The sequence below is a fragment of the Sedimentitalea sp. genome (genome assembly GCF_039973035.1).
In the GTDB taxonomy this organism is placed as follows: Bacteria; Pseudomonadota; Alphaproteobacteria; order Rhodobacterales; family Rhodobacteraceae; genus Sedimentitalea.
In genome coordinates, this window is sequence record NZ_JBDWLR010000057.1 from 48845 (window position 1) to 62177 (window position 13333).

Sequence of the window (13333 nt, forward strand, 5' to 3'; positions counted from 1 at the left end):
GATTTCGCGCCCTAAGATTCGGTCATGGCCATCTGTCTGCTCTATCGCCAAACACCCTGCCGCGCCCCTCGGTTTTATCGCGTTGAAATCGCGATGAACCTGTTTGGCGAGGTTTCTGTGCTGCGTGAATGGGGTGTGGCACGTGGGCGCGGACACGGTGTGATCAACGTTTACGGCAACCTGCGCGATGCGTCGATTGCGGCAGATCAGCATCGCAACCGCGCGATCGGCCGTGGTTACGCCAGAGCCTGATCCCGGGATTTCAACAGTAATCTGATAGCGCCGAACCCACAGATTCCCAATGCGAATTGCGCAGTTATTTGCCTGTATACTTCGTGCCCGCCATCGATCTGCAGTCACTGTTCGGTCATTTGAGGCGTGCAAATTTCAGACCGGCAGCGCCGTCGTCTTGAACACCGTGCGCAGGGCAAAACTGCTCTGCATCTGTGCGACTCCCGGCAAGCGGGCCAGAAACTGCCGGTGTATCCGTGCAAAATCTTCGGTGTTCTCGGCCACCACCTTGAGCAGGTAGTCGGCCGTTCCTGCCATCAGATGACACTCCAGTACATCGGGAATGAGCGCGACCGCCTTTTCAAACGCATCCAGAACCTCGTCCGCCTGCCCTTGCAGCGTGATTTCAACAAAAACCGTGGTTCCCACGCCCATCTTGCGTGCATCCAGCAAAGCAACGTAGTCGCGAATGTATCCCTCGGCGTCCAGTCGCTGAACCCGCCGATGACAGGCCGAAGGGGACAGGTTTATCTTTTCCGACAGGTCCGAATTGGAGATCCGACCCGACGCCTGCAGGACCGCAAGAATACGTCTATCGAGTGCGTCCAGCCCCAATTGTGCAACTCCCTTGCGTAAAATCATAAGTTCTTGGAAGATTATTCAATCGGCAATCTGTTGACCAGCAACATTATCACGATACTTGCTGCGGTATCCGCCGATACTTGCGCCAGACCTGAACTCAAAAGAGGATTCGTCATGAAGCTCGGCTGCCCCAAGGAAGTCAAACCCCAGGAATTCCGTGTCGGTATCACCCCGAATGCCGCGCAGGAGGCTGTCGCGCACGGGCATGAGGTGTTGATCGAGACACAAGCCGGGATAGGCGCGGGCTTTGACGATGACGCCTATGTCGCCGCAGGTGCGACGATTCTGGCGACTGCACCAGAAGTGTTTGCCTCTGCCGACATGATCGTCAAGGTCAAGGAACCACAGCCCCTTGAACGCAAGATGCTGCGCGAAGGGCAGTTGCTTTTCACCTACCTGCACCTTGCACCCGATCCAGAACAAACCCGCGATCTTCTCGACAGCGGCTGCACTGCCATCGCCTATGAAACCGTGACCGACCGCAACGGCGGCCTGCCATTGCTTGCCCCAATGTCCGAAGTTGCCGGGCGACTGGCCCCACAGGTTGGTGCATGGACGCTCCAAAAGGCCAACGGTGGGCGCGGGGTTCTGATGGGCGGCGTGCCCGGTGTCGGACCGGCCCGCATCATCGTGATCGGTGGCGGCGTCGTTGGGACACATGCGGCTCGGATCGCCGCCGGGATGGGCGCGGATGTCACCGTGCTTGACCGTTCGTTGCCGCGGCTGCGCTATCTCGATGATGTCTATGGCAACGTGTTCAACACCGGTTATTCGACCGGCGGACTGATGGCGGAACTGCTGCCTTTGGCGGACATGGTGATCGGGGCCGTTCTCATACCCGGCGCTGCCGCTCCAAAGCTGGTGACGCGCGCGCAGCTGAGCAGCATGAAACCCGGCGCAGTCCTTGTGGATGTGGCGATCGACCAGGGTGGATGTTTTGAAACCTCAAAAGCGACGACCCATAGCGACCCGATCTATGAGGTTGATGGCGTCATGCATTATTGCGTCGCCAACATGCCCGGCGCTGTTGCCCGCACATCGACGATCGCGCTCAGCAATGCGACCATGCCGTTCATGCTCGCCCTTGCCGATAAGGGTTGGAAAAAGGCCTGTGCCGATGATCCGCATTTGTTGGCGGGTCTGAACGTGCACGCAGGCCAGTTGACATATGCCGCCGTGGGCGAAGCATTGGGACTGGATGTCGTCGCGCCCGAAACGGCAATTGCCTGAAACCGGCCACCGTCAAGCTGTCCACGCAAAGATTGAATCCGTTGGCTTTCGGGGCTGGTGGGTTCCATGATCTGCCCTTATTCAGAAGGACGGATAAGGTCATCGCCGTGCGCACTGCGGTGTTGCGGCTGTAACCGTCGCTTTCGGGTTTGATCGTCTCCAAAACGGCTCAATCACGCTCTGCTCGTCTGGGTCGCCTCATCGCTGGGACCAATAGTACTCTGGCCAGACCCGAACGAAACGCCGTTTATCTGTCCATCGGCCAGAGTAGACCAGCAACAAAAAATCTTCGCAGCAGGCAGCCGTTGCACCAACCCTGTCACCCGGTCAGCATGCGTAGCCCTTGTGTCACATCTGAACGCACCGCCAATCTGAGACCCGGTTCATCCCCTGCTTTGAGTGCAGCGATGATGAGTTTGTGGAAATGCGGCGGCTCGGTGCGGCGCAGACGACCATAGAGCGACCTCATGGTCGGCCCCAGCTGGAGCCAGACAGTTTCTGCCATCGCCAGCATGGCCGGTGCCTGGGCGCGCAAATACAGTGTGCGATGAAATTCGAGATTGGTGCGGATATAGCCAACCGCATCGCGTGCGGCGACGGCATCGGCAATGTTGGAATTGATGGTCTGCAACCTGTCGATCAGCGCAATATGGGCGCGGGGCAGCGCCCGGCTGGCAAGTTCGACCTCAAGCAAGGCGCGAAGCGCAGCGAGTTCCTCGATCCGCTCGCTTGTCAGCTCCGGGGTCGAAACACGGCCAGATGCTGTCAAGGACAGCGCCCCTTCGGCGACAAGCCGACGCACGGATTCCCGAGCGGGCGTCATGGAAACATCAAATTCCTTGCCAATCCCGCGCAAGGTCAGCGCAAGTCCAGGCGCAATCTCACCATGCATGATCCGCGCGCGCAGAGTCCGGTACACCCGATCGTGTGCAGCAACCAAGGGTGATTCCGTAGGGCGTGTCGTGATCATGATCCTTTGTGATCACAAATCCCTGACAGGTCAACCTGCTCGCGCGTCAGAACCGGTACCGATGCAACGTTGCCCCCTCGCGGCGCAACCACCGTCGTTCTGCCTCGCAAGGCCCATAGAGCCTGTCGACAGTCGCCCAGAACGCTGGCGAGTGGTTCATTTCCGCAAGATGCGCGACCTCATGTGCCGCCACATAGCGCAGGATTTCCGGAGGTGTGAGAATGAGTCGCCAAGAGAACATGAGCCCACCATCCGAGGTACAGGAGCCCCAGCGGGAGCGCGTGTCGCGCAGCGTGATCCGCGTGTAGGGACGCCCCAGTCGGTCCGCATAGTGATCACTGGCCGCCACAAGCCGATCACGCGCCAGTTCCTTAAGCCATGTCTGCAAACGGCGCCCGGGGGCATCTTCGGGCACGCCAATTTCGCCCTCGTGCCGCATGACGCGCCGCCCGGTCGCTGGCACGATTCTGTGCTCTATCCCCTCAATCGGCAAGCTTGCCCCGATCTGAACCGACATTTCGTCGGGGCGCTTGTCCAGGTGGCCACGAATCCAATCGGCTTTGGAGGCTGCGAACTCAAGTGCTTCGACCTCTCTTACGCCCGTGGGGAGGGTCAGTGTCACTCTGCCATCGAGCTGCGAAATCCGCAGGCTAATTCGCCGCGCGCGCCCGGATCGCCTGAGTGTTAGGGCGACGGGTGGCGTGCCGGGCAGGACGTGATCAGCCATGTTACATACTCCAACCAGGACTAAAGCCTTTGACAGTGCCCACCTCATATGGCACGTGACCGGAATCGTCGATGCGACTCAGCAGATTATCAAGGGGATAAACATGCCCAACGAAGAATGGGGCACCAAACGCCTGTGCCCGACAACCGGAAAACGGTTCTACGACCTGAACAGAGACCCAATCGTCAGCCCATACACGGGTGACATCGTTGAAATCGTCGCCGGCAAGAGCCGGATGATTTCGGCCGACTCCGAAGACGCCGAAACGCTGAAGGCCAAGAAAAAGGCCGGAGGTGACGATGACGCCGTACTGGAAGATGACGACGACACCGTTGATGTAGATCTGGATGATGATCTACTGGAAGACGATGACGACGATGATGATGTCTCTCTGGAAGAAATCGCGGACGTCCCGGTCGAAGAAGAAGACTGATCATAAAATCGCGACTGGCGGGATATTTTTGCACTTGATCCCGCCGGTTCTAGCGCCTAGACACCACGGCACGGTTTTGGGGCCTTAGCTCAGCTGGGAGAGCGCTTGCATGGCATGCAAGAGGTCAGGAGTTCGATCCTCCTAGGCTCCACCAAAACACACTCCAATCAGATACGTTTCTAGTTCAGATGTGTGGTGAGATTCTACCGATTTGAATGGGCGAGTGACGTCGACCCATCGGGCGCGCCACAGCAGCACCGACATGGACCGTTTTGCACAAATTCTCGAACGGCTCGCCTGCTGCCTGTTAATGACCGGCTGGGTTTCATAGACCTGCTGCGGCAAATTCATGGAGCGTTTGCCGCAGCATCAGAGAATGAGTTCATCTCTTCGACGCTAAAAGCGACCCAAGGTCTGTCGTGCCATTTCGGGCGCTATCTCATGACCGACGAGGATCAGAGATTTTGCACGGCGCTTTATTGTGCGATGCTTGAGGGTCTGAACTGGGGCGACACGGGCGCGCCTGTACTAAAGTCCGATGAACAGATGACCTATTTGCAGGACTTCACCAAACGCCAGATTGAAGCACTTGTCTGATCGGGGCCCCATGTCCCCGCCTTATGGTCTCAGGGTAATCAGGGTGCCATCCGTTACCATCGCATAGATCTCTTCGATCTCGTCATTCTTGACGGCAATGCATCCGGCCGTCCAATCGCGGCCCTTGGCCTTTTTGGCATTCGGCTGGCCGTGAATGAAGATTTCACCACCGGGGCGTCGGCCCGCTGCGATCGCATTCGCGATATCCTGGGAGTTCGGATAGGAGATTCCGATCGACAAGTGGTATTGGCTGCGGGGATTCCGCCGGTCGATCAGATAGGTGCCTTCCGGCGTCTTTCCATCGCCCTCAAACTGTTTATGCCCGGTCGGTGTGAACCCCAGATCAAAATCATAGGATTTCAGAATATCCTCGTTGTTCAGCAGGTACATACGCCGCTGACCCTTGTTCACGACAACCGATGTCACTTCTGGGCCGTTGTACCTGCGAAACTTCGACTGGGTCGAACACCCAGCCACCGCGAGGGACGCCACCGCCCCCAACCCGAATATACGCCGCTTCATTTGCTGCTCTCTTTTTTTTCTGCCTCAATTCACCGAATAACGTTTGTTGCGACAAACGCAAAATCACATTTGCGGGGAATGACCAATTTCTTATGCTTCATTGCGCGAAAACGCAGCCACGAGTTCAATATGCGAAGACCAGCGAAATTGATCAACCACCTGAACCCATGTCAGATGATAGCCGGACGACACCAGCACCCGCGCATCCCGCGCAAAGGTCACCGGGTTGCAGGACACATACGCGATCAGGTCCAGCCGGGAGTCGGCAAGCGCAGCAACCTGCGCTTCGGCACCAGCGCGCGGTGGGTCGAGAACCGCCGCATCGAATTTCCGGAGTTCATCTGGGACAAGCGGCCTGCGAAACAGATCACGCACTGCGCCGGTGATTTTCTTTAGCCCCTGTGCCCGACGCCAACCCTGGTCGAGCGCCTTAATCATTTCGGCGTCACCCTCAACGGCGAGAACCTCGGCAGAGGCCGCCAGCGGCAGGCTGAAGGTACCACATCCGGCAAACAGATCGACAATGCGGGCGGCGTCCCCGACGATTTCCTGTACGCTGGCAAGCAATGCAGCCTCGCCCTCTGGTGTTGCCTGCAGAAACGCGCCCGGCGGTGGCTCGACATTTGCGGCGCCGAATCTCTGAACCGGTGGTTGCCGCTTGGCGATGACCTCGGCGTCCCAGGCAAGCCGCGCCAGATCGAACCGTTCTGCCACCTGTGCCAGCGCAATTTCCAAAGGTCCATCGGTCGGCTTTCCACCTGTCGCCGCAACGTCCAGTCCGTTTTCTGTCACGGTCAGGGTGACGGACAATTCGCCCTTGCGACTGGCCCCCACAACCGCAAGCGCCTCGGCGACCGGCAATCCGGGTAGCAGTTTTGGGTCAACCAACTGACAGTCGGGTATCTGGATGATCACGTCAGAGCCGCGCGCGTGAAAGCCAGCCATCGCCCCCTTTTTGGTTCGCCGGGCAGACACCACCGCGCGCCTGCGCGTTTGGGCTGGCGACGTGACGATACCGCGTATCGGCGCCGCGAGCCCCTGTGCCTCAATGGCCGTCGCAACAATCTCTTGCTTCCATGCAGATACGAACGCATCCGATGCATGTTGCAATTGGCACCCGCCACAGGATTTTGCGTGACGGCACGGTGGTTGCACCCGGTCCGCAGACGGCGTTTCGATCCGAACCTCTGTCAGCTGGGACCCACTCAGGGTTCCGCTAACTGTTTCTCCGGGCAATGTGGCCGGTGCATAGACCGGCCCCGCTGCGACGCCATCGCCCTGATGCCCAAGACGCAGGATTTCATGTTGTGTGACCATGGGGCCTGATACAAGGCAGAGTGCCTCGGCAAAAGCCCTTATTCCGCAGCTTCGGTATGGATAAACCCGCCAGACTGCCGATTCCAGAACTGGGCATACAAACCGCCCTTGGCCAGCAGATCCGAGTGTGCGCCGGATTCCACGATTCGACCCGCATCCATGACGATGATGCGGTCCATTTCAGACAGCGTGGACAGCCGATGCGCAATCGCCAGTACCGTCTTGCCTTCCATGACTTTGTGCAAAGCGTCCTGAATCGATGCCTCGACCTCGGAATCAAGCGCGCTGGTGGCCTCGTCAAGCACGAGGATCGGCGCGTCTTTCAGGATCGCACGAGCCAGAGCGATACGCTGTCGTTGGCCACCTGACAACTTTACCCCGCGCTCGCCCAGATGGGCGTCATACCCTTCCCGGTCGCGCGAATCCTGCAGGTCATTGATGAACTCATCTGCTTCGGCATGTTCGGCGGCGGCTATGACCTCGGCCTCTGTCGCGTCTGGCCGCCCATACAAGATATTGTCACGCGCCGAACGGTTGAACATCGCGGTTTCCTGCGTGACCATACCGATCTGCCGCCGCAGACTGTCCTGCGTCACCCCGGAAATGGCCTGACCATCAATCCGGATTTCGCCACCCTCGGAATCGTAGAGTCGCAGCAATAGCGATACGAGCGTCGATTTTCCGGCCCCGGATGCACCCACGATCCCCAGCTTTTCGCCCGGTTTCACCGTCAGGTCGATCCGCTGGACACCGCCCACGTCCCGCCCATAGGCAAATTCGACCCCGTCAAACACGATTTCACCGCGATTAACAGTCAGTTCGTTTGCACCGGTGCTGTCTTCGACGCGGTTGCGGGTGGCCAGCGTTTGCATGCCGTTTTCGACCTCGCCCACATGCGCATAGATGCCCATCAAGGTGAAGCTGACCCAGCCTGTCATCTGCGCGATACGGATCGAAATGGCACCGGCCGCGACGATATCACCGGCCGATGCGCCACCTGTTCGCCACAGCAACAGCGTCGCCCCAATCAGCATAACCGGCAGAACCCCGGCGAGTGTCATCAGAAAGAACCGGAAGCTGGCCGAGAGCCAGCCAAACTCCAGCGCCCGATCCCGCAGCACGGCCATTGCCTCGCGCGCGGCGTCGTCTTCGTTTTCCGCATGCGCGAACAGCTTGACCGTCTTGATGTTGGTGATCGTGTCCACGACCTGACCGGTCACCATTGCCCGCGCCCCGGCCCGCGCCGCAGAGCGTTCGCGAATGCGCGGCAAATACCAGCGGATCAGCAGGAAGTAGACCACCAGCCATGCCGCAAACGGCAGCATGACGCCGGGGTGAATGGATCCCAGCAATATCAACGACCCCAGCATCGATGCCAACGCAAAGACAATCGCGCTGATCACTTCGGACACGATGGAGGTCAGCGCATTTGCGGTCTGCATCTGTTTCTGTGCGATGCGCCCGGCGAAATCATCGTCAAAGAACGTCACCGACTGGCCTAACGTCCAACGGTTGAGCCGCGACAGAACCAACGGCGTGATATTGGGCATGACGATATAATTGTTCGCCACCGAAGACAGGCCGAACAGCGCCGGGCGGATCATCATAAAAAACGCAATCGCCGCGGCGATCCGCACCATGTTCGCGCCGTCAAAAACCCCTTCTGGCCCGCTGGATACCGCCGTATCGATGACGATGCCCAGCATCCACGCCGTCCCCGCCTCCATCGCGCCAGCCAGCCCGGAGAACGCCGCCGCGACAAACAGCATCGGCCAGGCACCCGTCAGGCACCAGCGGATGAACGCCCCCAGCGTTTGTGGCGGGGGCGTTTCGATTCGGCGAAAGGGTTCGATCAGATTGGCAAGTTTCATTCAGCGGCCTCGGTACTCAGGAAACCTCCGGACTGGTGCGCCCAGAACTCGGCATATTGGCCTTGTTGCTCCAACAGTTCAGCATGGCTGCCCTGTTCGACAATGCGGCCTTGATCAATGACAAGAATACGATCCATTTGTGCAATGGTAGAAAGCCTGTGCGCAATGGCAATCACCGTCTTGCCCTGCATCATGCCATAGAGCGTATCTTGAATCGCTGCCTCGACCTCGGAATCCAGTGCGCTTGTCGCTTCGTCAAGCAGCAGGATCGGCGCATTCTTTAGGATCACCCGCGCCAGCGTCACCCGCTGCCGCTGACCTCCGGAGAGCTTTACGCCCCGCTCACCGACCTGCGCGTCGTAACCGGTGCGCCCCTCCATGTCAGCGAGATCGAGAATGAAATCATGCGCTTCGGCCTGTTTTGCCGCCGCGATCACTTCGGCCTCGCTCGCATCTGGTCGTCCGTAGAGGATGTTGTCCCTCACAGAGCGATGCAGCAAAGCACTGTCTTGTTGCACCATGCCGATATGGCTGCGCAGACTGTCCTGAGAGACGGTTGCGATGTCCTGCCCGTCGATCAGGATCTGCCCCGACTCGACATCGTAGAACCGCAAAAGCAGCTTGACCAACGTGGATTTACCCGCGCCGGACCGCCCGATCAGTCCGATTTTTTCACCGGGCTGAATCGTCAAGCTGATGTTATCCAGCCCTCCGGTTTCGCGCCCATAGTGGTGCGACAGATCGCGAATTTCGATCTTGCCTTTGTCCAGCTTCAGCGGCTGTGCATCCTTTGCATCGACCAGATCAATCGGCTGCGCGATGGTCTGCATCCCTTCGGACACCACGCCAAGCTCGCGGAAAAAGCTGGTCAGCGCCCACATGATCCAGCCCGTCATTGCATTCAGCCGCAGGGTCAGCGCGGTGGCCGCCGCAACAACGCCAACGCTCGACTGGCCAATCGCCCAAAGATAGATCGCCCAACCGACCACCCCGACGATCAGCAACCCGTTCAGCGCGACCAGTGTCATGTCCATGATCGTGAATATCCGCATCTCGACCTGAAAGGTCCGACGTGTGTATTCGATCGCCTCTTTGGCATAGGACAATTCGTGGTCGTGATGCGCGAACATCTTGACCGAATGGATGTTGGTATAACTGTCGACCACACGCCCCGTGACCGTCGACCGTGCATCGGATGCCGCCTGCGAGGCTGGTCCGACACGGGTAACGGTCCAACGGATCAGCGCACCATAAAGGACAAACCAGATCAGCAAGGGAATGATCAACCGGGCATCTGCCGCCATCAACAGGACCGCCGCGCCGATCATGTAGGCGAGCGAAAAGGATATCGCGTCAAAGACCTGAAACACCACCTCGCCGGCGGCAGGCGGGGTTTGCACAATGCGGTTGGCGATCCGTCCGGCAAAATCATTCTCGAACCAGCCAACCGACTGTCGCAAGACATGCTTGTGCGCCCGCCAGCGGATCAGCGTGCCAAAGTTCGGCAGGATCGCATTGTTCAACATCGCGACGTCAAACATATGCAGGATCGGGCGCAGAAACACGATGAACAGCGCCACCAGCGCCAGTTCAAAGCCGTGCTCGGAGATCACCTGCCTCGGCTCTCCGCCCAGCATATCGACGATCCGGCCCATGTAGTAGATGAGCCAGATTTCGACCGCGGCAACCACAATCGACAACAACCCAGTCCACCAGAACACCTTTTTAAAAGGCTGGGCATAGGCCATCATGAACGGCCAAAGCCGGGTGGGCGGGCGATCTACCTCGGGGTAGTCACAATAGGGGTCAACGAGATTTTCAAAGTAACGAAACATGGCGGGCGCTCCTGACGAGCCGAATACGAAATGCAAGGGGTGACGTCTGTCAGCCACCCAAACGGGTGGCGTATCAGCGTAGGCTGAACCAAATCCCGTAATACATTTCGTACCCTCCGAATGTTTCAGGAGTTGAATTAGACGAAGATCGCCAATTTGTCACGCCAAAAGTCAAAGGGCGAGCAGCGCATCCCGATCCAGGCAAAAATCGGAGCCGATCCAAAGCGTTTCCAAACGAGCCAGTTCCGCACCCAGTTCCGGCCCCTGAAAGCGTGGCATCAGATCTTTGGCCCGTATCGGAAACTGTGCGGCGGCACCCCGGCTGACCTGATCTTCAAACTCTGCGCTCCATGGTTGCTCAAGGAGAGCAGAACGGACCAGCAGCGCATCCCCCGCCTCACCTACACCAAGCCGATAGCCGAGTTCCGCAGCACCGGTCGTCGAAACCGCCGCATTGCGCAACCGGTCGAGCGATGCCGCCTCTGCACGGCTGAGACGCAACGCATCCGCGGCATCCGTTCCACCCAAGACCGCCAACCGGCGCAATGGATTTGGGAGTACACCAGCCACGGATTCAACATGTACCAGCGGCGCCAATGATCTGTCATCCGCACCGGGTAGGAAGCGTGCAAACGCACCTGTCGTCCGCATTGCCGCCACCGAAGGCGCCGGGTCGGGTGCTGACAAGAGCTTTCGCATCTCCGACCCGATCCGCTCTCGCGACAAGAGGTCTAGGCCGTCCAGATTGGCGGCAATCGCCGCCAGCGCATCGGTGTCAAATCCGGACTCCTGATCGCCATACCAGGCATGAAAGCGGAAATACCGAAGCGAACGGAGGTAGTCTTCGCGAATCCGGTCCTCTGCAGTGCCGATAAACCTAACCCGGCGCGCGCGCAGGTCAGGCAATCCATCCAACGGATCAACCACCGTTCCGTCCGGGCGTGCATAGATCGCGTTCATGGTGAAATCCCGCCGCGATGCATCCTCTGCCACATCGGTCGAAAATGCCACAATTGCACGGCGGCCATCGGTCGAGACGTCTCTGCGAAAGGTTGTCACTTCGTGCGGCAGGCCATCCTGCAAAAGTGTCACCGTGCCATGGTCGATACCCGTCGGCACAGTCCTGATCCCAGCAGCCTTGGCGAGCGCCACAACCTGATCTGGGGTCGCATCGGTGGCAATGTCGATATCGCTGACATCGACATCCAACAACGTATTGCGAACGCAACCGCCGACAAAGAGAACCTGCGCACCCTCACCGCCCAAGGCGATACAGACAGCGCGGGTCGCGGGGTTTGTAATCCAGTCGGCGGTAAGTCTGGTCATTCCTGCATCCGGTCGGCCAAGGCTCGCAGCATGCGCGCGGTGGCACCCCAGATGTAATAAGGACCGTAAGGCACCGTAAAGTAATACCTGCGCTGCCGGCGCCAACGACGCGACTCGATCAGATAGTTTTCCGGCCGCATCAAGTGGTCAAGAGGCACGGAAAACACCTCGTCGACTTCGCCCGGTTCGGGCACGATACGGAAATCCTGCCGCAGCACTGCAATCACCGGCGTCACTCTGAATGACGTTACCGTTTCGTGCTCTGGCATGTGTCCCAGAACCTCGGCCAGCCCCTCCGGCAATCCGATTTCCTCGCGTGCCTCGCGCAGAGCTGCGGCGGTCACATCCGCATCGCCTTCGTCCTGCTTGCCGCCAGGAAAGGCGATCTGTCCCGGATGATGCTTGAGAAACGAAGACCGTTTGGTCAGGATTACGCGCGGCTCGTCGCGTGCCAGCGAAATCGCCACCAGCACGCCCGCGGGGCGCAGCTTACGTCCCGGCGGCAGTACCGTTCCCGGGTTCAGGTCAAAATCGGAGGAGGCAGCTCCCGACCGATCAAGCGCTGCTTTCAGCCGAGAAATCGTATCACGTGCCATCTGCATCCTTGGCGTCAAACCCGACCGTCGCCGGATCAAGCTCGTAATGCGCGCTGCAGAACTGGCAATCTGCTGTGACCAGACCCTCTTCGGTGGTCATCTTTTCGATGTCCTGTGCGGAGTAAATCGACAGACTTTGCCGCACCCGGTCCTCTGAACAGGTGCACCCAAAGCGAACCGCCTGCGCGTCAAAGACACGGGGTTGTTCTTCGTGGAATAGCCGAACCAGCAGATCAGTGGGCGGCACCACAGGCCCGATCAACTCTAGGTCCTCAACCGTATCGAGGAGGATATTCACCCGGTTCCAGTTTTCACCTTCTGCGCCATCAACGAGGTCTGTTGCGCTCAACACCTCGCCGCTGCCTTGCTCGGTCGCGACAAAAGGCGAGGCTTTGGGCATATGCTGAAGCATGATGCCGCCCGCGCGCCAATGTTCGGGATTGCCGGGTTCGGAAGATTTTCCGAAACTCAGAGAGAAACGCGTCGGCAATTGTTCGGACTGAGCGAAATAGGCTTCGGCACAGGCACTCAGCGACTCTCCGGCCAGAGGCGTAATACCCTGATAGGGTGCCATGCCCTTGCCCTGATCGATCATGATTGCAAAATAGCCCTCGCCAACCTGCGCAAATGGAGCCTCGTCAGTCAGCCGATCCGCATCATAGCTGGCATAGGCCCGAATGCGCGCCGGCTCACTCTCGGTCGTGGGCGCATAGTAATCCGTGGCGATCATGCGAACCGCACCCTTGGATTGAACCTGCAAAGACAGTTTCCAACGCAGCTTGACCGTCTGGCCGATCAGAGCGGTCAGCAAGGCCATTTCCGCGACCAGCGCCTCGACTTGCGGGGGATAGGCGTGCTGTCCAAGGATGCCGCCCAGTACGCCATCCAGCCGGGCAACCCGGCCGCGCATATCCGATGCGTCCAGTTGAAAAGGCAGAACCGTGTCGTCCCACGCGAGTTTTGATCCAATAGTCATGGGGTTTCCTTACGCGCCGCAGATTGGCATACCGAGGCTATATAGGGGCCGCAACCGGCG

The 13333-nt window shown here is 59.0% G+C and carries 14 protein-coding genes and 1 tRNA gene; 5 read left to right on the plus strand and 10 right to left on the minus strand.

Features of this window, described 5'->3' with window-relative positions:
• Window positions 1-24 precede the first annotated feature (24 nt).
• Entirely contained in the window at window positions 25-252 is a 228-nt protein-coding gene (locus ABJO75_RS13980; protein WP_348126959.1) for a WGR domain-containing protein, read from the plus strand.
• 135 nt (window positions 253-387) lie between these two features.
• Here the strand turns inward: ABJO75_RS13980 and ABJO75_RS13985 are convergent, their stop codons facing one another.
• A complete protein-coding gene (locus ABJO75_RS13985) occupies window positions 388-846 on the minus strand; it encodes an Lrp/AsnC family transcriptional regulator (RefSeq protein WP_348126962.1) in 459 nt (152 codons plus the stop codon).
• Window positions 847-987: 141 nt separating this feature from the next.
• On the opposite strand from ABJO75_RS13985, the gene ald reads away from it, so the two are divergent.
• Window positions 988-2103, plus strand: a complete 1116-nt coding sequence (gene ald / locus ABJO75_RS13990; RefSeq protein ID WP_348126965.1) for an alanine dehydrogenase — start codon at window positions 988-990, stop codon at window positions 2101-2103.
• A gap of 319 nt (window positions 2104-2422) precedes the next feature.
• On the opposite strand, the gene ABJO75_RS13995 is transcribed toward ald, so the two are convergent.
• Window positions 2423-3073, minus strand: coding sequence for a GntR family transcriptional regulator (locus ABJO75_RS13995; RefSeq protein WP_348126968.1), 651 nt, complete (start codon window positions 3071-3073; stop codon window positions 2423-2425).
• 46 nt (window positions 3074-3119) lie between these two features.
• Complete coding sequence (locus tag ABJO75_RS14000; protein ID WP_348126970.1) at window positions 3120-3800, minus strand: SprT family zinc-dependent metalloprotease; 681 nt, start codon at window positions 3798-3800, stop codon at window positions 3120-3122.
• A 103-nt stretch (window positions 3801-3903) separates the two neighbouring features.
• Between ABJO75_RS14000 and ABJO75_RS14005 the strand changes: the two genes are divergently transcribed.
• From ABJO75_RS14005 to ABJO75_RS14015, 3 genes are all read left to right on the plus strand, one after another.
• On the plus strand, window positions 3904-4233 hold the full coding sequence (locus ABJO75_RS14005) for a TIGR02300 family protein (protein ID WP_348126973.1): 330 nt from the start codon (window positions 3904-3906) through the stop codon (window positions 4231-4233).
• A 78-nt stretch (window positions 4234-4311) separates the two neighbouring features.
• A tRNA-Ala gene (locus ABJO75_RS14010) sits at window positions 4312-4387 on the plus strand.
• Between the two features lie 287 nt (window positions 4388-4674).
• On the plus strand, window positions 4675-4830 hold the full coding sequence (locus ABJO75_RS14015) for a hypothetical protein (RefSeq protein ID WP_348126976.1): 156 nt from the start codon (window positions 4675-4677) through the stop codon (window positions 4828-4830).
• Window positions 4831-4851: 21 nt separating this feature from the next.
• Here ABJO75_RS14015 and ABJO75_RS14020 read toward each other — a convergent pair whose 3' ends face one another.
• From ABJO75_RS14020 to ABJO75_RS14050, 7 genes are all read right to left on the minus strand, one after another.
• On the minus strand, window positions 4852-5352 hold the full coding sequence (locus ABJO75_RS14020) for a L,D-transpeptidase family protein (RefSeq protein ID WP_348126979.1): 501 nt from the start codon (window positions 5350-5352) through the stop codon (window positions 4852-4854).
• A gap of 90 nt (window positions 5353-5442) precedes the next feature.
• The gene (locus tag ABJO75_RS14025) at window positions 5443-6669 is read right to left on the minus strand and encodes a class I SAM-dependent RNA methyltransferase (RefSeq protein ID WP_348126982.1); all 1227 of its coding nucleotides are present in this window, start codon (window positions 6667-6669) and stop codon (window positions 5443-5445) included.
• Window positions 6670-6707: 38 nt separating this feature from the next.
• Window positions 6708-8540 carry an ABC transporter ATP-binding protein gene (locus ABJO75_RS14030; RefSeq protein ID WP_348126985.1) on the minus strand — a complete coding sequence of 611 codons (1833 nt, stop codon included), beginning with the start codon at window positions 8538-8540 and terminating at the stop codon, window positions 6708-6710.
• Window positions 8537-10375, minus strand: coding sequence for an ABC transporter ATP-binding protein (locus ABJO75_RS14035; RefSeq protein ID WP_348126988.1), 1839 nt, complete (start codon window positions 10373-10375; stop codon window positions 8537-8539). The genes ABJO75_RS14030 and ABJO75_RS14035 overlap by 4 nt, the downstream gene beginning before the upstream one ends.
• 171 nt (window positions 10376-10546) lie before the next feature.
• Window positions 10547-11701, minus strand: a complete 1155-nt coding sequence (locus tag ABJO75_RS14040; protein WP_348126991.1) for a CCA tRNA nucleotidyltransferase — start codon at window positions 11699-11701, stop codon at window positions 10547-10549.
• Complete coding sequence (locus tag ABJO75_RS14045; RefSeq protein ID WP_348126994.1) at window positions 11698-12297, minus strand: CoA pyrophosphatase; 600 nt, start codon at window positions 12295-12297, stop codon at window positions 11698-11700. Before ABJO75_RS14045 ends, ABJO75_RS14040 begins: the two co-directional genes overlap by 4 nt.
• Entirely contained in the window at window positions 12287-13273 is a 987-nt protein-coding gene (locus ABJO75_RS14050) for an Hsp33 family molecular chaperone HslO (protein WP_348126997.1), read from the minus strand. The genes ABJO75_RS14045 and ABJO75_RS14050 overlap by 11 nt, the downstream gene beginning before the upstream one ends.
• Window positions 13274-13333: the final 60 nt, after the last annotated feature.